The sequence below is a fragment of the Acinetobacter guerrae genome, from assembly GCF_009372255.1.
Taxonomy (GTDB): domain Bacteria; phylum Pseudomonadota; class Gammaproteobacteria; order Pseudomonadales; family Moraxellaceae; genus Acinetobacter; species Acinetobacter guerrae.
Window position 1 is genome coordinate 140389 of record NZ_LXGN01000045.1, and the last position, 20364, is coordinate 160752.

Annotated in this window: 19 protein-coding genes and 1 pseudogene; 5 read left to right on the plus strand and 15 right to left on the minus strand. The window is 40.7% G+C overall.

The features are described 5' to 3' along the window. Positions 1-157 precede the first annotated feature (157 nt). From A7A69_RS12305 to A7A69_RS12365, 13 genes are all read right to left on the minus strand, one after another. A complete protein-coding gene (locus A7A69_RS12305; protein WP_120368693.1) occupies positions 158-1798 on the minus strand; it encodes a thiamine pyrophosphate-binding protein in 1641 nt (546 codons plus the stop codon). Between the two features lie 75 nt (positions 1799-1873). Further along, entirely contained in the window at positions 1874-3340 is a 1467-nt protein-coding gene (locus tag A7A69_RS12310) for an aldehyde dehydrogenase (protein ID WP_152877837.1), read from the minus strand. A gap of 14 nt (positions 3341-3354) precedes the next feature. Beyond that, positions 3355-4146 (minus strand): aspartate dehydrogenase, encoded by a 792-nt coding sequence (locus tag A7A69_RS12315; RefSeq protein WP_044436340.1) that lies wholly within the window; start codon positions 4144-4146, stop codon positions 3355-3357. A 10-nt stretch (positions 4147-4156) separates the two neighbouring features. Continuing rightward, positions 4157-4951 carry an SDR family oxidoreductase gene (locus A7A69_RS12320; protein WP_120368691.1) on the minus strand — a complete coding sequence of 265 codons (795 nt, stop codon included), beginning with the start codon at positions 4949-4951 and terminating at the stop codon, positions 4157-4159. A 15-nt stretch (positions 4952-4966) separates the two neighbouring features. Then, complete coding sequence (locus A7A69_RS12325; protein WP_152877839.1) at positions 4967-5791, minus strand: alpha/beta fold hydrolase; 825 nt, start codon at positions 5789-5791, stop codon at positions 4967-4969. Between the two features lie 63 nt (positions 5792-5854). Further along, positions 5855-6379: a cupin domain-containing protein gene (locus tag A7A69_RS12330; RefSeq protein ID WP_004990771.1), complete on the minus strand. Its 525-nt coding sequence runs from the start codon at positions 6377-6379 to the stop codon at positions 5855-5857. 31 nt (positions 6380-6410) lie between these two features. Further along, positions 6411-7640 (minus strand): MFS transporter, encoded by a 1230-nt coding sequence (locus tag A7A69_RS12335; protein ID WP_120368689.1) that lies wholly within the window; start codon positions 7638-7640, stop codon positions 6411-6413. Between the two features lie 67 nt (positions 7641-7707). Continuing rightward, entirely contained in the window at positions 7708-8919 is a 1212-nt protein-coding gene (locus tag A7A69_RS12340) for an NAD(P)/FAD-dependent oxidoreductase (RefSeq protein WP_120368688.1), read from the minus strand. A gap of 25 nt (positions 8920-8944) precedes the next feature. After that, positions 8945-9880 (minus strand): VOC family protein, encoded by a 936-nt coding sequence (locus A7A69_RS12345; RefSeq protein ID WP_151980051.1) that lies wholly within the window; start codon positions 9878-9880, stop codon positions 8945-8947. An 11-nt stretch (positions 9881-9891) separates the two neighbouring features. Beyond that, entirely contained in the window at positions 9892-10656 is a 765-nt protein-coding gene (locus A7A69_RS12350) for an SDR family oxidoreductase (protein ID WP_044436193.1), read from the minus strand. An 11-nt stretch (positions 10657-10667) separates the two neighbouring features. After that, complete coding sequence (locus tag A7A69_RS12355) at positions 10668-11720, minus strand: aromatic ring-hydroxylating oxygenase subunit alpha (protein WP_120368686.1); 1053 nt, start codon at positions 11718-11720, stop codon at positions 10668-10670. A 17-nt stretch (positions 11721-11737) separates the two neighbouring features. Further along, positions 11738-12037, minus strand: coding sequence for a recombinase-like helix-turn-helix domain-containing protein (locus A7A69_RS12360; RefSeq protein ID WP_034698594.1), 300 nt, complete (start codon positions 12035-12037; stop codon positions 11738-11740). Positions 12038-12056: 19 nt separating this feature from the next. Beyond that, a complete protein-coding gene (locus A7A69_RS12365) occupies positions 12057-12362 on the minus strand; it encodes a non-heme iron oxygenase ferredoxin subunit (protein WP_120368685.1) in 306 nt (101 codons plus the stop codon). Positions 12363-12635: 273 nt separating this feature from the next. Between A7A69_RS12365 and A7A69_RS12370 the strand changes: the two genes are divergently transcribed. After that, positions 12636-13448 carry an IclR family transcriptional regulator gene (locus A7A69_RS12370; protein WP_120368684.1) on the plus strand — a complete coding sequence of 271 codons (813 nt, stop codon included), beginning with the start codon at positions 12636-12638 and terminating at the stop codon, positions 13446-13448. A gap of 228 nt (positions 13449-13676) precedes the next feature. Further along, on the plus strand, positions 13677-14816 hold the full coding sequence (locus tag A7A69_RS12375; RefSeq protein ID WP_120368683.1) for an FAD-dependent monooxygenase: 1140 nt from the start codon (positions 13677-13679) through the stop codon (positions 14814-14816). 68 nt (positions 14817-14884) lie between these two features. On the opposite strand, the gene A7A69_RS12380 is transcribed toward A7A69_RS12375, so the two are convergent. Continuing rightward, entirely contained in the window at positions 14885-16165 is a 1281-nt protein-coding gene (locus A7A69_RS12380; RefSeq protein ID WP_120368682.1) for an OprD family outer membrane porin, read from the minus strand. Between the two features lie 31 nt (positions 16166-16196). Then, positions 16197-17540: an MFS transporter gene (locus tag A7A69_RS12385; protein ID WP_120368681.1), complete on the minus strand. Its 1344-nt coding sequence runs from the start codon at positions 17538-17540 to the stop codon at positions 16197-16199. Between the two features lie 329 nt (positions 17541-17869). Here A7A69_RS12385 and A7A69_RS16870 point away from each other — a divergent pair. From A7A69_RS16870 to A7A69_RS12400, 3 genes and pseudogenes are all read left to right on the plus strand, one after another. Continuing rightward, positions 17870-18028 (plus strand): annotated as a pseudogene (locus A7A69_RS16870) (OprD family outer membrane porin); the annotation flags it as partial. Positions 18029-18273: 245 nt separating this feature from the next. After that, complete coding sequence (locus A7A69_RS12395) at positions 18274-19350, plus strand: aromatic ring-hydroxylating dioxygenase subunit alpha (RefSeq protein ID WP_152877842.1); 1077 nt, start codon at positions 18274-18276, stop codon at positions 19348-19350. 11 nt (positions 19351-19361) lie between these two features. Further along, positions 19362-20309, plus strand: a complete 948-nt coding sequence (locus A7A69_RS12400) for a PDR/VanB family oxidoreductase (RefSeq protein ID WP_152877844.1) — start codon at positions 19362-19364, stop codon at positions 20307-20309. Positions 20310-20364 lie beyond the last annotated feature (55 nt).

Sequence of the window (20364 nt, forward strand, 5' to 3'; positions counted from 1 at the left end):
GATCCTATTTGAAGCGAGAGCAATCCTTAGCTCATGGCATATTATTCATCACCATTTTTTAGTTTGTTACTTACCTGCCTTTGCACATAAGTAACGCAAGATAGAAATTTAAACTGATCTAAATTGATGAAATTAAATGAAACCCAAAAAACCTAGTTTAATAAAGCTTCTTCTGTGGTGGACCCGCAAAGTTCAACGGACCAATAGAATGCATATCTAGTTCGATGACCGCAGGGCCGTTAAAATCGATGGCTTCTTGGATCGCAACTTTAAACTCATCTGCACTACCCACTTTCCAGCTTTTAACTCCCATCGATTCCCCCAGTTTTTGATAATCTGGAGTATGTAACTCATTAAAATACTGACGACCACCAAAGTAGTTATTTTGAATACCGCGCATTACACCATAACCACCGTCGTTCATGATCATTAACACCATGTCGGTATTTTCCTGCGCCATCGTTGCGATTTCACCGATACCTAGCATCAAACCACCATCGCCGACCAGACCGACTACTTTTTTGTCTGGATTAGCGATACTTGAACCAATCGCATGAGCCAAACCTAAACCGATTGCCCCTGCCAATGAGTGAATATTTCGATTTGGTGCTTGTACAGGAAATAAGCGACTACCCCATGTACTTCCCGACATCGTAATATCGCGGACAAAAATACCATCTTCGGGTAAAGCCGCACGTAAGTGATCACAAATCAATGCGTATTGATCAAGCTGTTTACGTAGTGCATCGACCGCAGCATTTTTAGCATCAACAATGGCTTGATCATAGTCAGCATCAACTTTCGAAACACCATTAAGTTGAATCAAACTACGCGACAAAATATCTTTAGCATCCGAACAAATGAAATGATGAATTTTGTAATTACGTTGTTGTGCGACAGGATTGGCATCAATCTGAATGATATTTTCGGGAAACTGAACCGAATAAGTTTTGGTTTCGTTACTGCGTAGACGAGAACCCACAACGACTAATAAATCAGCATTTTTTAATAGTTCTTCGACTTTAGCCGAGTTATGAAATGCACCTAAGCTACGTGGGTGTGCATCGGGTAAAATACCGCGACCATGTGTAGAGGACACTACAGGAATACCCAAATCTGCAATCGCCTTGATTTCATCCACACTATTTAATGCACCGCCACCAATCCAAAATACTGGACGTTTAGCTTGCTTGATTTGATCAACCAATAACTGAACCTGAGTTTCATCTACCGCAGGCAATTGCATCGCTTTCACTGGACTTAAATCCAACGGTAAATCAATTTCTGCTGCTTGCACATCAATTGGTAATTCAACACTGACAGGTCCCATTGGGACAGTTGTAGCGACACGAATCGCTTCACGAATGACCCCAATCGCGTTATCTGGACTGGTAATGCGAAATGCAGCTTTACTAGAAGCACGTAAAAAAGTGAGCTGATCTTTGGTTTCATGAATAAAACTGGCATCACGATCCAAATATTCACGCTCCACTTGACCTGTTAAATGCAACACAGGGCTGGCTGCATTCATGGCTTCAATCAATGAACCCACGGCATTGCCTGCCCCTGCACCCGTACTGGTTAAAGCAACGCCCAAACCTTTAAATCGTGCATGTGCATCGGCCATAGTGACTGCACCCGCTTCACCTCGCGCCGCCACAAAGCGGATTTTTTCACGGCGACCCACAGCATCAGCAATCGGCAAGTTATGAATGGAGATCACGCCATAAATGCTATTTACATCATGTTCTTCTAATAAGCGAGCAATTGCTTCACCCACATTGACACGTTCAGTCATGAAAATCTTCCTCTAAATTCTGTTTAATATCCATTGAAATGGTTAAATCGTTTAAAACTTCTTGGGCTTTAATGATCAGTCACACCATGCATTTGGCTTGTCGCTTAATCCCATATAAATGCTTTTTTGCTGCATATAAGACAAAATTCCCAAACGTCCTTTTTCACGTCCAATACCACTGTCTTTAAAACCACCGAATGGCGCTGAAATTGAAAATTTCTTGTAGGTATTAATCCATACTGTACCCACTTCAAGCGCACGAGAAATCCGCCACGCCTTACGATAGCTTTCAGTCCAAATACCCGCCGCTAAACCAAAACAACTATCATTGGCTTGCTGAATTAAATCTTGCTCATTGTCATATTTCATGACCACTAACACAGGGCCAAAAATTTCTTCTTGGCATACTTTTGCCTGATTTTTCAATCCAGTAATAATGGTCGGCAAATAAAAACTACCTTTGGCAAATTCACCTGTTGTCAATGCTTCGCCACCTGTCAAAACTTCCCCACCTTCTTGCTTGGCGAGTTGTACATAACGATCTACAGACTGTAAATGCGCCTGATTGATCAGAGACCCCATATGAACATCTTTTTGTTCAGGATGCCCAACCCGTAAGCCTTTGGTAATTTCCACCAGACGTGCGAGGAACTGATCAAAAATACTGCTATGAATAAACAAACGAGAACCTGCAATACACGCTTGTCCCGCAGAACTAAAAATGCCGTATGCAATACCTTTTGCAGCAAGCTCTATATCCGCATCTGGGAGTACAATCGTTGGCGACTTACCACCTAACTCTAAAGATGTGGTAATCAGTTTATCTGCTGCAATATGTGCCAAATGGCGTCCTGTTGTGGTTCCACCTGTAAAAGAGATCTTTCGAACTAATGGATGCTTCACAATGGCATCACCGACGACCGAACCTTTCCCCACTAAGACGCTCAATAGGCCTTTAGGTAAACCCGCTTCTTCAAAAATCTTTGCCAATTCCAGTGCAATCAGCGAAGTAGCTTCAGCAGGTTTTAAAATCACTGCATTTCCACCTGCCAAAGCAGGAGCCAGTTTTTGTACTTCACTGGCAATAGGTGAATTCCATGGAGTAATCGCAGCCACGACACCTACAGGTTCATGCACACTTAATGTCATAAAATCTGGCGCACGTTGAGTGGTCAATTCATCATTGAGTGTTTCACAGGCAGCCGCCACATAACGTGCTGTCGCAGCCGCGCTTAAGACTAAACCACGAGTTTCTGCCAAAGGCTTACCATTATCACGGGTTTGTAATTGAGATAACTCATCCACTCGTGCTTCAATAATATCCGCGACTTTATATAAAATTTTGGCGCGTTCATGTGGCATACGATTACGCCATTCAGGCGCACGCCAAGCCTGATCTGCTTTAACAATCGCTTCTTCAATATCTTCAGGACTTGCTGTAGAAATTTCGGCATTTACTGAATTGTCTGCTGGGAATGTACTTTGAATCACATGACCGCGACCCAAACGCCATTCACCCGCAATATAAAGTTCCTTAACCATGATAATAATCCTTGTTAAATCTGAATGGCTTCAACACTATTGCGACAAGCACGAATCACGCTAAGTGCCGCCAATGTGGATGTTTTAGGGTTAGATGCAAGCGGAACACCGACCATTTCAATCGTCATTTGCCCAAAACGACCTTCGGCAACAATAGTATGTTTGTTCTGGGTCGTTTCTGGATCTACGGTTAGTTCTACAATCGTGTTATCCATGCCTACACCCGCCAGCGCGATAGTTGCAGCGACATTGGCATTGGCAGGAAAATTCAGCGCGGCTTCGCGCGCTGTCCCTCGATAAAACACGGTGGCTTTTTGTACTTGATCCAAATCAATCAATTGCTCGGCATAACTACCACGCCAACTGTTGGGGCTTTTACAACCTTTATAAGTGACTTTTTCAAGTCCACCTTCTTTTGCAGCGGCAATACCATCTATGCCTGCAATTGCACCTGCTAATAGGTGTAAATGCGCGCCATTTTGTTCCGCCGTTTGCTGAAGTTCGGTAAAAAATTCGCTATCTGCCAAAGTACCCACAGAGATCAAACCAATGGTCCAACCATTTTCCAGTACTTTTTTGGCATGTTCTTTTACTGCGGCCTGACCAGCAACTTCAATCACATAATCTGGTGTGCCATCGCATTGATTGACATCAGAAATAACCTGAATGTTTGAATTTACTTTTTGCTTTACGTTTTCAACACTACGTTCAGGTACCACAATCCATTTCAACTCAAGATCATGTGGCAAATGTGCATATACTTCCGAGGCCATTGCGCCAAAACCAATCATCATCAATTGTTTCATTGCATTCACCTTATAAATGTTTGTTAAAACCACCAGACACATCAATGGTCGAGCCTGTGGTATAAGAAGCAAGTGGTGAGGCTAAAAATACCAATGCATGGGCTGGTTCTTCGGGTTTACCTAAACGCGCCATTGGAATTCCACGTTTTTTTGCGATATTCGCAGTCCAGTCTTGCCATGATTGATTTGGATCTGAACGTGTTTCATAGCGGCGTTTCCACTGTGCCGATTCGACCATGCCTAATAAAATTGAATTAACACGAACGTTGTATTGAATAAATTCATGTGCCAGTGAATGAGTAAGATTAAGCAACGCCGCACGTGCCGATGAAGTCGCGATCATGTGCGGTTCAGGTTGCAAAGCGAGTAATGAGTTCACATTGGTCACTGAACCAATATTCGAGCTTTTTAAATCATCTAAAAAGGCACGAATTGGATGCAAGACACTAAAATATTTCAGTTCAATTTCTTTCATCCAGTCTTCATCTTGCGTATTTTCAAAAGTAGAAACTCGTCCTTGACCTGCGTTGTTAATCAACATATCGACATTGCCCAAATGCTGTTTCACTGTATGAGCAAAGTTTTTGACATCTTCTTTATCCAATACGTTGCAAACCTGTGTAAAAACATGGGCATGTGGATATTTTTCTAAAATATAAAGCTTTGATTCTACAAGACGCTGTTCATCTCTCCCGCACCACGCTACTTTCGCGCCTTCTGCGACTAAAATCTCAACTGCAGCCAATCCGATGCCAGAAGAGCCACCTGTGACAACCGCTACTTTTCCTTCTACTTGGAAGCTCATATATTCTCTCTCGTTTCAATGCTGCTGTGCAGACACAATAATGTCGTTAAAAATTGCAGGTTGATCGACATAACTCAAATGTCCTGCTTCACCAATTTCAATATAGTTTTGGCACTGGATTTCCTTTGCCAAAGCTGCAATTGCTTGCGGCGGTGTAATACTGTCGTTCAGTCCTGAAACCATCACGCATGGCACCGCCAAATCTGTTAAATAATTACGAATTTCATCGTGAGCCAACAAATAAGAAGCTTGGGTAAAACCTCCCAAATTCAGGTTTTGCATGACCTGTCCAATCAGTTCAAGCGTTTGAGGTTTCTTCAAATAAGTTAAATGTGGTCCACGACTTTGCGCTAAACCCTGATTTCCTAGTTCTGCCAGCATTTTTGGTCTTTTGTTATAAACTTCGGCTTGTTGTTCAACGGGATAATGCTGATAACCCTGTGCAACATTGGCAATAACCAATGTTTCAACATAATCTGGATAACGTCGCGCAAAGGCACTTGCTTGTAATGCACCCAGTGAATGCCCAACAACAATTGCTTTTTTAATGTGTAAACATTCAAATAAATCTGCCAAACGCTGTGCATAATCTTCAGCATTAGGCTGCAAAGTGGTTAAGGCATCGGACGAACCATAACCTGGTGCGTCCCATGCAATGATATGAAAATGATGATTTAAATCTTGCAGTTGGTTGACCCACGAACCTGCGCCAGAACTAATGCCATGCAGTAGCACCAGATAATGCTCTCCAGTGCCCGCTTCACGATAACTTTGTTTGTGTCCATCGATCTCGACAGATTTCACTGGAAATTGTTGTAGAGTTTCAACAAGTGTCATCATCATTTTCCTTTAAGGCCACAATCAGAGTTTCAAACCTCTTTTTGCAACTCAGATTCAATCCATTTAGTTACGTTTAATTTGAGAAAGTGGATGCTCAGGTGGATAGTTTGGAATTGTTGGTTTACCTGTTCCTAACATCACACACATCAAGGCATCTTCTTGACCGGGATTAAATAATCCACGGTAGATGCCAGGTGGAATTGAAATCAGATCACGTTCTTTTAAACGAGTACTGAACTTTTCACCGTTATGCTCAATGAACAAATCAATTTCACCACGCAACATAAAGAACACTTCTTCAACATCATGGTGAATATGCAAAGGCCCTTCACACTGTGGCGGTAAAACCATCGTAGAAAACGTAAAGTTTTCAGCAGGAACAGTGTTGTTATCATTGGAAACACCTGTTGCACCTGTTCCCATGTAGCGCATTTGTGCACGGCGATATTTCGGATCATAATCTGCCTGAAATTTCAGTGCGTTAAAGTCATATTTGCGAGTTTCAAAACGTGCAATACGGGTGTTTAACCATTCTTCTAAGCTCGCACCTTCGGGTTGCGTCCATGATTCAAATTGTTGAGTGCTCATGTCTTACTCCTGATTAAAATGAAAACTGTAATTAGTAACGTTTGAGTAATGGTGTAAGGAAAAAGGAACCCACGATAGCCACCACTGCCAAGAACGTGATTCCCAAATTAAAGCTGCCCGTTTGCATCACAATCATGCCAATCAATACTGGCGCAATCGCACTGGCAAAGTTTGCTAAACCATTAAAAATACCGCCTGCTGTCGCTCCGACATCCGCTGTAGTGACACGCGCCAATAAAGCAAATACCGCAGCTACACCGAAACCCCATGCCATTGAGCTGATCGACATGGCCAAAATAATAAGAAGCGGATTGGTCATTAACACCATGACGTACAATGAGATACCTGCGACCAGTAAGCCACCAAACACCTGTACTGCGCGTTTACCAAGCTTGTCGGAGAATACAGCTCCAACCACCTCACCCACGAGCATGGCAATAAATGGTAGACTTGAATAAAATCCAAACTCTTTTAAATTAAAGCCTTTATCCTGAATGAGATAAGATGGTACCCAACTGTTTAGGCCCCAGAGATAAGTCATTAAAGCGATATTGAAGATACAGACCAGCCAGAACGCGCTGTTTTGTAATAACAATTTAGTATTACGAAGATGACCCTTAAAATTGATACGCTTACTAGAATCTTCAAGCTCAATGGTTTTGCGTAGTTCTAAGTTACGCAGTCCAACCACAACAAAGACCAAGACCAATAAGGTCATTGCAGCCATTACAAAGAAAGTGGTATGCCAGTCGTGTTTAGCCAAGACAGCCGCAGTGATCGGAAACCCTAAAAAGGCACCAATGGGTGTACCCAATAAAAACATGGTAGAGGCACGTGCCTGCTGACGATCTGTGTAGGTTTGTTTAACAATCGCATACGCCAATGCAAATAATGGCCCTTCAGCTATGCCCAATAAAACACGTAGGAACAGCATACTGCCATAATGCGTAGTAAAGCCCATGATCAACATTAGAACGCCCCATGAGGCAACGCTCCAGAACAACATTTTCTTGGGATTGAAAATATCCCCTAGAAAACTCAGGAATATAGATGAAAAACCATATGCCAGTAGAAAACTGGTCATTAGCCAGCCCAACTTGGCTTTATCCTGTGCAATTCCCATCGCATCCTGAAAATGTGGATCTGAAAACAAAACTGCAATACTAATCTTGTCAAAAAATGCCAGTACGACACAGGCCATTAGGACAAATGCGGGTATCCAGTGTTTGAATCCTTTTTTTTCATCTACATCATTTAACATGCAAGCGTTCCTTCGATCTGGCTAAAGATCTAAAATGATTGTTCTGGCTAGAGGTCTTAAAGCGTTATTAGGGTTTTAGCTTCATGACATTAAATTCAGGATCGGTTAATTGTTCTGGGTTCAACACTGTACCGCTTTGAATCCAGCGTTTGGCCAGTTTGACGAGCTTGGAATCGTTGACCGCGATCATATTGATCAGACGGCTTTGTTCATCCAAATATAAATAGCTAACTTGTGTAGGACTGCTTTGACGGATGACCAATTTCGGGTTTAACTGTGGTTGATAAGTCCCTAAAATCTGGATATTAAAGTGATACTGATCTGACCATAACCACGGAATATCGACATATTCAGTGGCGACACCCAACATTGATTTTGCCGCAGCAATCGCTTGATTTTGTGCATTTGCCCAAGATTGGATGCAGTAGCCTAAAACAGGGTGAATGGCAACATCACCTGCTGCATAGATGTCAGCGTCAGAAGTTTGACCATAACAATTGACCACGATGCCATCTTTCACATCAAGACCTGCATCTACACCCAATTCTTTGGCAATCTCGGCACCTGCACCCACCACTACACAATCAAAAACCTGTGCAGTCTGCGGATGATTCAGTACTTGAATGGTTTGATCTGAACTTTCAATCAGGTGCAAATTTTTACTGTCCAGATGAATTTGCGTACCTTGTTGTTCATGGATATCTTTTAAGAAAGCTGAAACTTCAGGACTCACACTACGACCACATAAGCGATCAGCATATTCAAAAACATGTACTGCCTTGCCTTGCTTACGTGCTGTTGCAGCAATTTCAAGCCCGATCCAACCGCCACCAATAATCGCAATAGAATTTGCATGTTCAAGTAAATCTGCCAAACGTTCGCAGTCTTGAACGTCACGCAAAGTTACGACATTCGAAATTTCTTTCCACGTATTCACAGGTACACGTGCCCGACTACCTGTTGCAATTAATAATTTGTCATAAGGTAAAATCTTGCCGCTTTCCAAAATGACCTGTTTGTGATGGCGATCAATTTGTGTGGCTAGATCAGGCTTGTGCCATTGCACTGAAAAAGCATCAATTTGTTCAGGAGAAAACAGATTTAAGCTGTCATAACTGGCTTCTTTGGAAAGCACTTGTTTAGAAAGCGGTGGGCGTTCATAGAAAATCTGATGTTCATTGGACACCACATGAATTTCACCACTATATCCTTCCTGACGCAAAGTACTGACCGCCCAACCTGCTGCCTGACCTGCTCCAACCACGACGATTTTTTCCATGAGCCTCTCTCCTTCTACCTAAACCTTAACCTTGAATGGGTTTGACCTGACGGCGAGTATCATGATCTAGACCACCCTCAATCGCCCATTCGGTAAACAGTTCCAAACGATGCTCTTCAACACGTGGCTGCCACTCTTCAGTCAAATAGTCATCATTGGTGTAATATTCAAATGCACCACCTAGAGGTGAGTTGACATACCAGAAATAAGCAGAGGAAATAGGATGACGACCTGGTCCAATAAAAGTTGACCAGTCGGAACGATTCATATTCAAACCACCGCCAATCACTTCGTGAATATCACGCACCACAAAAGCGACATGATTCAGACCTGCTGGTTTATTTGGGATAGAAAGCAAGAATAAATCATGATGGAAACCCTCTGCGCGGCAACGCAGGAAAGCACCACGATTTAAATAGGCATCTGATAAATGAAAGCCTAATTTTTCTTTATAAAAATTTTCTGTAGCAGCTAAATCTGGAGTAAAGAACACAACATGACCAATTGCGATTGGTTCACCTTTTTCATAAACAGGGCTAGCTGCATTGACACGTTGGATATTGCCGTACTGATTAATACCTTCTGTTTTTTGTTCAGGTACATCTTTGGTAATCGAATGTTGAAAAACAATCGTCATGCCATTCGGATCTCGACACTGCACCTGTGTTGCACTTTGTACAAAGCCTTCTACATCTCTTAAATTTTCAGCAAATTGGATTAAATCCTGATCATTGTCTACACCCCACGTCACTTCACGAAGGGTTGAACCATTTTCAATCGCAGCAGGTAACCGTGAATCTGCGATATCAAATAAATAAATCTTGCTGCCATTTTGAGTTTGAAACAGTTCAGTATCTTCAATATCTGTTGTTTGTTTTGACAAACCAAAATCAGTTAAAAACTTGATTGCTTCAGCTTTGTCTTCAACCCCAAACTTTAAAACTTCGATTCCTGTAATCATGTTATTTGCTCCTAATTAAAGACAAAACCACCGTTGACTGGGATATTCTGCCCTGTGACAAAAGATGCCAGTTCAGAAAGTAGATACAAAGCTGTGCCATTTAAATCTTGTGGATGTTGCTGACGCTGAATCGCTCGACCTGTAACATAAAGGTCATGACGTTCTTGTGGGACATACTCTGTTGCTTCAACTAACGTCAATCCTGGAGAAATAGTATTGACACAAATGTTAAACTCACCAAGTTCACGCGCCATAGAACGCGTCATGGAAATAATCGCCCCTTTACTTGCGACATAAGCCATGAGTTTAGGTGCTCCCCAAAGTGCAGTATCTGAAGCGACATTGATAATTTTTGCACAATCAGACTGTTTCAAATACGGAACACAGGCCTGAACCATCAACCACGTGCCTTTGACATTGACTGTCATCACTCGATCCCACAGATCAGGATCGTATTGCATTAAATCCTTGCCGCCCACACCAGTTGCGAGTGCTGCGCAATTCACCAGACCATCCAGACCATTCAGTTTATCTGCTGCAAATTGAACAGCTGACCGAATAGATTCAGGTTGAGACAAATCCAGCCCAACAGCGTGAACACCCAAGCCCTGCTGTTGTAACTGCTTTGCCTCTTGCTCAACCAGTTCGGTCAGAATGTCCGCCATGACAACGGTTGCCCCCGCTTTGGCAATCGCCTGAGCAAAGCCCAGACCTAAGCCACGCGCTGCTCCTGTTACCATGATTTTTTTACCTTGCAGTAATGTGTGAATGGTCATAGCCACAATCCTTATGGTGTTTCAGTCAAAGATGAAGTATCTAGCACTGCAATTTTTTTCAATTGCTTCTCTGCTTCTTTTTTCATTAAACGACGCAGACGAGATAGACCAACATCATGTTGATAAAGAAACTCTTTAGAACGTGCATTTGGTGCCAAATTTTCCAAAATAATGCGATCCTGCTCCAACACATCCCAGTGCAATTTTTCTAAATGATTGCGGTATAGGAAACGCCAGACATTACGCTGCCAACCACTGACTTTACGGCAACGCCAGAAAAATACACGGGTATTGTTGGCATCAATTGGTGTTGCAAAACCTACAATCCAAAACACCCCACCTGGACCAAATTCTTTACGATACGGAATAGACAGACGTAACCAACTTGCTCCAGTATTGCCATATTCTACCCAGTCAAAATTGACACCTGTTTGACCTTCTTTTTCAAAAATAAATCCATTTTCAGTACTACGGTGTTTCATTTCCGCAGTACGTTCACCCTCTGCCATGGAGTGCGAAGTGCAGTGTAAATAGGTGCCATGCATCGGATCCATCACGTTATCGATGGCGTATTGATGATTCACTTTCCAGTCGGCCTGACATAAAAATGAACTCCATTCTGTACTGGCTAACTGCTCAGGAAATTCAAGTTCAGCAGGTGGTTCATTTGCATCAATACCAAACCAAATAAAAATGGCATCATGCTTTTCAATGATTGGGTAGCTTTTTACACACTCACTGCCTTTCATTGGACAGTCATGTACAGCAGGCACATCGACCACTACACCATCACCGCCAACTTCAACACCGTGATACCAGCATGCCACACGATTGCCTAAGTTCCAGCCTAATGATAAACGTGCTCCACGATGCGGACAGCGATCTTCAAGCGCATGTAGTTGGCCATCCTGATCGCGCCAAACCACAATATTTTCGCCTAAACGAGTAATCCCGACGGGATTTGCATTGACTTCCCAACTGGCGAGAACTGGATACCATTGATCACGTAAACCTAAATCAAGGTATTCTTCAGTACTTGGAGCTTGTTGATAAATTGCATTCATTATTGTCTTCCCTGAACTTAGTAACCCAAACGCTGCATTTCTTCTGTAAAGCTCTGCATTGTCCAGACTTCACCTGACTCACGACGAAAACCCTGTTGGTTTAATGCGTTGACCAAATCATTCAATTCAGTAATACCTGCTCCAAAAGCTCGTATTAAATGCTGAACAAAGTCCTGTTCGTAGATGGTCGGCACTTTGTAGCGAGTCTGCCAGACCAAATGTTCAACTTGCCCAGGAATCTGAATATTATTAATGCCAGCATCCCTAGAAGGTGTCGCATTGATCCAGTTTTCCAGTTTTTCATTAAATTGTTTCATGGTGAATTCCTTCTATCCATTACAGTTGAATCTGTATGTCTTGACCTTCTACACGTACTGGATAAGTACATAAGTCACGACATCCTGGACCACTCATGAGCGAACCCGTCTGGATATCAAAAATAGCTTCATGCAGTGGACACTCAACGGTCTGATCCTCGATAAATCCTTCTGTCAATAATGCAAAAGCATGTGGACAGACGTTTTCGATTGCGAAATAGCTTTCATCAATGACAAATACACCAATTTTTTTGTCATTTACTTCCACGGCTTTTGGTTCATCTTCCGAGACATCATCAATGCCACAAACTGAAATCCAACTCATCGTTTGAGCCCTCGATATTGTTTTATATACAAAACTTTATTTGATTTTCAAAACATATGCACAGAATAATACCCATTATGTTTTTATGTCAACAAATAAAAAACAATATAATTCATATAGTTGTTAAAATATTAATATTTTATTACGTTTTATTATTAAAAAATAGTTTTATATATAAACATTGTTTTATAACTTCTATAGCATTACAATAGATCCAAAATAAAGCAGTCTGCACCAATATCACCCCTTTTTATTTGCAGGAATTTTTATCGAATGAACTTAGTAGTTGAAGAAGATGTACAAGAATCTGAAAGCACAAAAAATGACGACCGTTATTTAGTTCCAGGGCTTGTAAGAGGGCTGGCAATATTACAAGCCTTTAATCAAGAAGCGCAGGAAATGACCATTTCTGAAATTGCGGAAATTTTGGATGTGAACCGTTCTAGTGCATTTCGACTGATTTATACCTTAGAATCCTGCGGATATTTGCGTAAAGCTTCGCAAAAAACCTACGCGCTTGATTCAAAAGTCATGGAGCTCGGATTTAACAGTTTAGCCAAACTTTCTTTACTGGATTTATCCACTCCATTAATGAAAGAACTTCGAGATCACACTAAAATCGCAGTTCATCTTTCAATCTTGGAAGGTACTCATATTGTATTTGTAAATAACATTCAATCGAGTGGACCTTTTACCAGTACGATTAATTTAGGTACACGTTGGCCCGCACACGCAACCGTGATTGGTCAGCTCCTCTTATCCAATCTCCCTGAAACAGAAATACGCCATCGTTACCGCAAATTTAATGAATGGGATACTTTTTCTGATCTCACCCCAAAGAACCTCAAGGAACTATTACTGCGCTTAAACTATGTGAAAACTCAATCCTCGATGGTCAGTTGGGGGCATTACAATAACGATATGGCAGCTTGTGCAGCTCCAATTTATCGTCAATCATCAAAAGATATGGTCGCTGTACTATCGGTAAGTTGCCCGATCACCACCTATGATGAAAATACATTTAAAAATACTATTTCAAAACAAGTTATTGAAACTGCAAATAAAATCTCTAAATTTATTTATTAAAATAATAGGCAAAGGATTGCCAATTTATTTTTTAAAACCGTATATTTACAAATATTTTTTAACCTTACATTTCTCTCGTTTTATTTAAAATTTATAAAAAAATAAAAAATGGTTGACTTGAATTCGATTCAGCATAATTATAAATAAAGTTTAATATAGACAACATTGTTTTACTAATAAAACATTAAATTATCGTGATTCTTTAAACATCAAACAGTGAGAATTGGTATGGACGCTTTAAAAATTGCAATTATTGGTGGTGGTGTCGGAGGTTTAGCTGCTGCAATTGCTTTAAAAAAGTATGGGCATGATGTCACGGTTTTTGAACAGGCATCAGGTTTTTCCAGAGTTGGGGCGGATATTAACCTGACACCTAACGTAGTTCGAGCCATTGATGGTCTAGGTGCGGGTGAAGCCATTCGTAAACTTGGTGCCATGCCGACTTATCGTATTAGTCGCGATTGGGATACCAGCATTGAAACCTCAAGACTAGGGATGAGTAAAGATGCTGAACAGCGTTATGGGGCACCACAAGTCACGATTCATCGTGCTGATATTATCAATGCCCTTGCTGCATTATTTCCACTTGAAAACATTCAATTTTCCAAAAAATTAAAATCCTTGCAACACAATGAAAATACCACACAACTTCATTTTGAAGATGGTTCAACTCAACAGTTTGATATTGTTGTAGGTGCAGACGGTATTCATTCTCGCGTGCGTACTGCGTTATTTGGCGAAGAATCTCCACGTTTTACAGGAATTGTCTCGTTCCGTTCCGTCGTTCCAACTGAAAAAGTCAAAGATGTTCCCGAAATAGAGGCTTTTACCAAATGGTGGGGACCCGTTCCAGAGCAGCAAATTGTGACCTTTCCTCTCAATCAAGGTAAAGATACTTTTATTTTTGCCACAACCGGTCAAGAGAGTTGGACTGAAGAATCATGGACGAGTGCAGGAGATGTACATGAACTCCGTGATTTTTATAAAGACTTCCATCCTGATGCAAAAGCTCTCTTGGATGCCTGTGAAACTACATTAAAAAGTGCCTTATATGAACGTGATCCGCTTCCTGTTTGGTCTGTAGAAACAGTGACTTTATTGGGAGATGCCTGCCATCCGATGCTTCCTTTTATGGCGCAAGGTGCAGGCATGGCCATTGAAGATGCTGTCGTTCTCGGACGCTGTCTGCAAAATGCAAAGACCAAACAGCAGGCACAGCAAGCACTAAAAATTTATGAAAAAACACGTCAGCAACGCACTGCGCAAATTCAGTTAGGTTCACGTGGAAACCAATGGATGAAACAACAGGGAAATGCCGACTGGGTATATAATTATGATGCATGGAACACTCAACTAGAGACGATATAACAATCTCAAATCTGATCAAAAAGATAAGATCGTATCGATATGATCTTATCTTTTTCCAATCAAATTATTTAAAACTTAAAGCTATAGTCCACATTCAAACGGGTTTCATTTGCCGAGTGAAATGTCATATTGGTGGGCATATCATTACGATAATGAGAGAAACGGGCCCGTAATCCAAGTCCTTTTAACTTTCCTTCTGGAACGCGATAGCCTAAATCAAACTCGAGTGAGTCCTCCTTAAAACGCTGATCCCCATAACTCAGTAAATCAATATCCTCACCTTTGGCATAACGTGTCATAAAGCGCAGACCATTTAAAGAAACATCTCCCATCCGCGTATCTTTAAAATCATATTCATAACGAATCGAATAGACTTTTTCATCTTTATTGGAATAATCTGAACTCATGAAATCCAGAACGACTGGACTTTCTGTGCCTGATAAAAATGGCAATCCTGTTGAACCAAAGGCTTGCATATAACCTAAAGAAACAGTGTGATTTTGATAGTTCAAACCGAATAAACCACTTAAATGCTGGTTATCAACATTACCGACTTTACGAGAACCTGTATCTTCACTATTAAAGAAACGCACATCACTTAGAAAATTCAATTGATCATTCAGCGCTTGTTTGCCATTGAATCCTAAAAACTGCTGCTGATAAATATTCTGAAGCTCTGCTTGATAAGCACGTACCCGATAATTTTTAAACTGATAGGCTCCGCCAATGCTATAGAAATGATCTGTCGTTGCTACTTTATCAAAACGATGATTAATATTATCAATACCAACATCGGTATAACGTGTTGAATCACGCTGCCGTACTTCATCGACATAAAAGCCTTCCAACTGCAAATTTGGAATTTCAGTCGATAGGAAACGAACACCACGATACGTTTGTGGAAAAAGCCTTGCAGGTGAAGAAAAAATAGTAGGCAGTAAAGGAACAAGATCACCTACAAACAATTCATTTTGGCGATATTTTGCTTTAGCGGTAACCCCTATTTTTCCATAATAATCATCACGTGTATTATCGGAATTTACCTGTAACAAACCACTTCGTGCGTAGTCATCAGCATGGTGACCAAGTAAGTTAAAACCTGCCATTGCCAGTACATCAACACCAAAACCAACGGTGCCTTCGGTATATCCCGATTGCCCTTTAAAAATCAGGCCTTGTGCCCAATCACGGGCAGCAGTATAAGGATATGGATCCTTTTTATATTCACGATCAAAATAATAATTTCTTAATGTTAACTCAGCTTTACTATCGTCAATAAACTCAGCATGAACACATGGGGTAAATAATGGGCACAAACAGACCCCCACCCAGAAGGATGTCATTTTCATTTTTTATCTCTACATTTAATTTTTTAGTAAGTTAAGGGACTGTTTTCATAGAATAAATTTGAACTTTTTGCTGGCGATAAAATGCCTTACCCAAACTTAAAATCAAGAAGATCGCAAGAATAAAAACAATGCCGTAATAGGCATATAACGTCGCAGGTGCTACACCCTGATCCAGAAAAATTCCTGCAACAGTTGGAGATAAAATTGCCCCAATACGACCAAAACCAATGGCATAACCCACACCACGGCTACGAATATCGGCGCTATAAATAGTAGGTGAAATTGAATATAAACCTGCAACACAACCATTAATAAGTGTGCCAAGCAATAAGCCAACGATGAGCGCAATTCCCACTTGAGAAGAGACTGCTACAAATAAAAAGACACAGGCCGCGGTCAAGCCAAGAAACAAACTCAAGGCATGAAAAATTTTCATACGCGATGCGAGTAAACCAATAATCGCTGCACCAAAAATTCCACCAATACTAATTAAAATACCCGTACTCACACTTTGATCTGGTGACATACCCATTGAAATTAAAATTTTAGGTGTCCAACTCATCACAAAGTAAAAACCAAACATCACCATAAAAAACGCACCCCATAAACAAAAGGTCTGAAAACCGAGTTGTCCATGAAATAGCTTGGCAACTTCTCCGCCCTTATTTTGATTTTTCTCATAGTGTGGCAAAGCAGATAATGGATTTAATTCCATCCGCTGCATCACAGTATTTACCTTTTCTAATGCTTGTTTTGGCTTTTTGGCAAACAAATAATCGAGTGATTCGGGTAATAACCACATACTCATCAATAACATCAACATGGTGGTTAAACCACCCACCAGAAATATCAAACGCCAACCCAAATGTTCAATTAAAACAAGTGATAAAATTCCACCCAATGTTGCGCCTATTCCATAGCCTGTTGACATCAAACTGACGGCCAGACTTCTCCAGCGAGCATTAGCATATTCACTGGCTAATACATTACTGCTTGCCAGAATCCCCCCTACGCCAATACCTGTAATGAAACGAAGTACTGCCAGTAAGCTATGACTATGTACAAATGCACACGCGATCATGCTTAATCCCGCAATCACCAAACAGATTAAAATCAATAATCGACGGCCAATTCTATCGGCAAGTGGAGCTAAAAAGATGGAGCCTGCTGCCATACCAAATAAGCCAGAGCTCAGCAACAATCCAATTTGCGCACCTGAAAGTGACCATTCAGCAGAAACAGAAGGTGCCGTAAATGCCATAACCATGACATCAAAACCATCAATAATATTAAGGCAAAGACAAATCGTAATGACAAACCATTGATAACGGCTCATTTGATTTTGATTGATTTCACTAAGAACATCTCTTTCCATTTGCATATCTCCCAATTTGGACAAGATATACACGCGACATTCTGTAATGAGATGCTGGGTGATTATGCATATCCATATCCATAATTGCCTAGAAGGAATAATTTGATTGCAAAAAACAGGTTCAGTTATGTGACCCGCTTTTTGGAGCTTCCTGCTCTTTTGATATACTGATTTAATGGATCCAAAAAATCAATTGTGTATTACAATATTTTGTTCGATCACCGTACAAAAAATAAATAAAATTTAAATATAGTTTTAAATAATATGAATTTAATAACAAAATCACCATTAATGATTAATTTATTTTTAAAAATTATGGATCCATTACAAATAATTCTGAGCAGGAAAGTGACATTCTGGTGCAATATGATTTAAATGCATGGATCAAAAATCTTAAACTTCTTTATCTGTATATAAATTACGATACGAAATACGGTAAAAGTTTAGACGAGCAACGTATGATGTTAAATTATACGGTCAAATTTTAGTAGTTATATCGCGATCTAAAAATTATTTTTGGATCCACCTAAAACCTTATCCAAAAATATCTCACTTAAACTAAATCGTAAAATAAAATCTTGAATTAATTACAATACATAGCTTACACAATATAATTCGTTATCTCTCAATTTCTAACTTAGGATCCATTATGATCAAAACAGACTAAATTCAGTTGACGATTGTCAAAATTTAGCATAAATTGGATCCAATAAGTGATAAGGAGTCGTCACACATGTTCATAAAAAATGCTTGGTATGTTGCCTGCCGTCCTGAGGAAATTCAGGATAAGCCTCTTGGTCGTACCATTTGTGGAGAAAAAATTGTTTTCTATCGTGGTAAAGAAAATAAAGTGGCCGCAGTTGAAGATTTCTGTCCACATCGTGGGGCACCTCTGTCTTTAGGTTATGTCGAAGATGGTAATCTGGTTTGTGGTTATCATGGCCTTGTCATGGGTTGTGAAGGTAAGACCATTTCTATGCCTGCCCAACGTGTGGGCGGTTTCCCATGCAACAAATCCTACTCAGTCGTAGAAAAATTTGGTTTTATCTGGGTCTGGCCGGGTGAAAAATCCCTAGCTGATGAAGCTGATTTACCTGTTTTAGAGTGGGCAGATCATCCTGAATGGAGCTACGGCGGCGGATTATTTCATATTCAATGTGACTATCGCTTGATGATTGATAACCTCATGGATTTAACCCATGAAACCTATGTGCATTCGAGCAGTATTGGTCAAAAAGAAATTGATGAGTCTCTTCCTGTGACCAAAGTTGATGCTGATCACGTCGTTACCGAGCGTTATATAGAAAATGTAATTGCACCACCATTTTGGCAAATGGCATTACGTGGCAATCATTTAGCCGATGATGTACCTGTCGATCGCTGGCAGCGTTGTCATTTTTTTGCGCCAAGTAATGTTCATATCGAAGTAGGCGTCGCCCACGCAGGTCACGGCGGTTATCATGCACCCAAAGATAAAAAAGTGTCTTCGATTGTGGTGGATTTTATTACTCCTGAAACCGAAACATCGCATTGGTATTTCTGGGGTATGGCACGTAATTTCCAGCCTAAGAATATTGAACTGACTGATCAAATTCGTGAAGGTCAAGGCAAAATTTTTACTGAAGATTTAGAAATGCTAGAACAACAGCAGCAAAATATTTTGCGTAATCCACATCGCCAATTACTCATGTTGAATATTGATGCAGGTGGCGTACAGTCACGAAAAATTATTGAGCGTCTGCTTGCTCAGGAAAATATGACATCTCCTGAAAACCAAAACCGAAAATTCCCCAATATTCGCGTGATTTAAGGAGTTCACACATGGACGTGATCATCAATAAAATTCATCAACTGACGTCAAACATTCGTGCCTTTGAATTAGTCTCAGCGAATCGTACTGCTTTGCCCATTTTCGAGGCAGGTTCGCATATTGACGTTCACTTAAAAAATGGACTAATACGACAATATTCACTTTCCAATTGTTGTAGTGAAACCCATCGTTACGTGATTGGCGTATTACACGATGCACACTCACGTGGCGGGTCACGTTGTATCCATACTGAATATCAAGAGGGTGATCGGCTGACGATAGGCGAACCACGTAATTTATTTGAGATTCATCCTGAAACAGAACAGGCTATTTTATTTGCAGGCGGTATTGGTATTACCCCGATTTTATCGATGGCGTATCGGCTGAAATATCAGAAAATTCCTTTTGAATTACATTATTTTGTACGCAGCCATGAAATGATCGCATTTTATGGCAATTTGAATGAGCACTTCCCAAATCAAATCCATTTTCATATTCAGGATCAGCCAGAAACTCAATGTAATATGCAAGGTGTTCTAAAAGAGGTTTCAACACAAAGACATTTATATGTCTGTGGTCCAACGGGTTTTATGCAGTTTGTCATGGATTCAGCGGCACAATCTGGTTGGTCAACCGAGCAATTGCATCAGGAACATTTTGTCGCACAGCAGATCAATCAAAGTGAAAATGAAGCATTTACCATTGAAGTTGTAGGCTCAGACCGAAAAATTGAAGTTCATCCGCATCAAACGGCAACTCAAGCTTTGCTCGAAAATGGTTTTGATGTCCCAATTTCCTGTGAACAAGGTATTTGCGGAACGTGTATCACACGGGTTGTAGCAGGTACACCCGACCATCGCGATGTATTTATGACGGAAAGTGAACATGCTTTAAATGATCAATTTACCCCATGTTGTTCTCGCGCTAAAACCAAGACTTTAGTGATCGAACTGGCTTAAAACTTTACGCTTTTCTCCTATACAATTCATCAAGCCCTTGTATAGGAGTTTTTTT

What these genes read in the sequence shown, in the direction of transcription:
- A7A69_RS12330 (WP_004990771.1), bottom strand. Translation starts at nt 6,379, where the DNA reads ATGAGCACTCAACAATTTGAATCATGGACGCAACCCGAAGGTGCGAGC.
- A7A69_RS12315 (WP_044436340.1), bottom strand. Translation starts at nt 4,146, where the DNA reads ATGAAACAATTGATGATGATTGGTTTTGGCGCAATGGCCTCGGAAGTA.
- A7A69_RS12355 (WP_120368686.1), bottom strand. Translation starts at nt 11,720, where the DNA reads ATGAATGCAATTTATCAACAAGCTCCAAGTACTGAAGAATACCTTGAT.
- A7A69_RS12360 (WP_034698594.1), bottom strand. Translation starts at nt 12,037, where the DNA reads ATGAAACAATTTAATGAAAAACTGGAAAACTGGATCAATGCGACACCT.
- A7A69_RS12375 (WP_120368683.1), top strand. Translation starts at nt 13,677, where the DNA reads ATGGACGCTTTAAAAATTGCAATTATTGGTGGTGGTGTCGGAGGTTTA.
- A7A69_RS12395 (WP_152877842.1), top strand. Translation starts at nt 18,274, where the DNA reads ATGTTCATAAAAAATGCTTGGTATGTTGCCTGCCGTCCTGAGGAAATT.
- A7A69_RS12320 (WP_120368691.1), bottom strand. Translation starts at nt 4,951, where the DNA reads ATGAGCTTCCAAGTAGAAGGAAAAGTAGCGGTTGTCACAGGTGGCTCT.
- A7A69_RS12370 (WP_120368684.1), top strand. Translation starts at nt 12,636, where the DNA reads ATGAACTTAGTAGTTGAAGAAGATGTACAAGAATCTGAAAGCACAAAA.
- A7A69_RS12340 (WP_120368688.1), bottom strand. Translation starts at nt 8,919, where the DNA reads ATGGAAAAAATCGTCGTGGTTGGAGCAGGTCAGGCAGCAGGTTGGGCG.
- A7A69_RS12365 (WP_120368685.1), bottom strand. Translation starts at nt 12,362, where the DNA reads ATGAGTTGGATTTCAGTTTGTGGCATTGATGATGTCTCGGAAGATGAA.
- A7A69_RS12345 (WP_151980051.1), bottom strand. Translation starts at nt 9,880, where the DNA reads ATGATTACAGGAATCGAAGTTTTAAAGTTTGGGGTTGAAGACAAAGCT.
- A7A69_RS12385 (WP_120368681.1), bottom strand. Translation starts at nt 17,540, where the DNA reads ATGGAAAGAGATGTTCTTAGTGAAATCAATCAAAATCAAATGAGCCGT.
- A7A69_RS12335 (WP_120368689.1), bottom strand. Translation starts at nt 7,640, where the DNA reads ATGTTAAATGATGTAGATGAAAAAAAAGGATTCAAACACTGGATACCC.
- A7A69_RS12400 (WP_152877844.1), top strand. Translation starts at nt 19,362, where the DNA reads ATGGACGTGATCATCAATAAAATTCATCAACTGACGTCAAACATTCGT.
- A7A69_RS12310 (WP_152877837.1), bottom strand. Translation starts at nt 3,340, where the DNA reads ATGGTTAAGGAACTTTATATTGCGGGTGAATGGCGTTTGGGTCGCGGT.
- A7A69_RS12305 (WP_120368693.1), bottom strand. Translation starts at nt 1,798, where the DNA reads ATGACTGAACGTGTCAATGTGGGTGAAGCAATTGCTCGCTTATTAGAA.
- A7A69_RS12380 (WP_120368682.1), bottom strand. Translation starts at nt 16,165, where the DNA reads ATGAAAATGACATCCTTCTGGGTGGGGGTCTGTTTGTGCCCATTATTT.
- A7A69_RS12350 (WP_044436193.1), bottom strand. Translation starts at nt 10,656, where the DNA reads ATGACCATTCACACATTACTGCAAGGTAAAAAAATCATGGTAACAGGA.
- A7A69_RS12325 (WP_152877839.1), bottom strand. Translation starts at nt 5,791, where the DNA reads ATGATGACACTTGTTGAAACTCTACAACAATTTCCAGTGAAATCTGTC.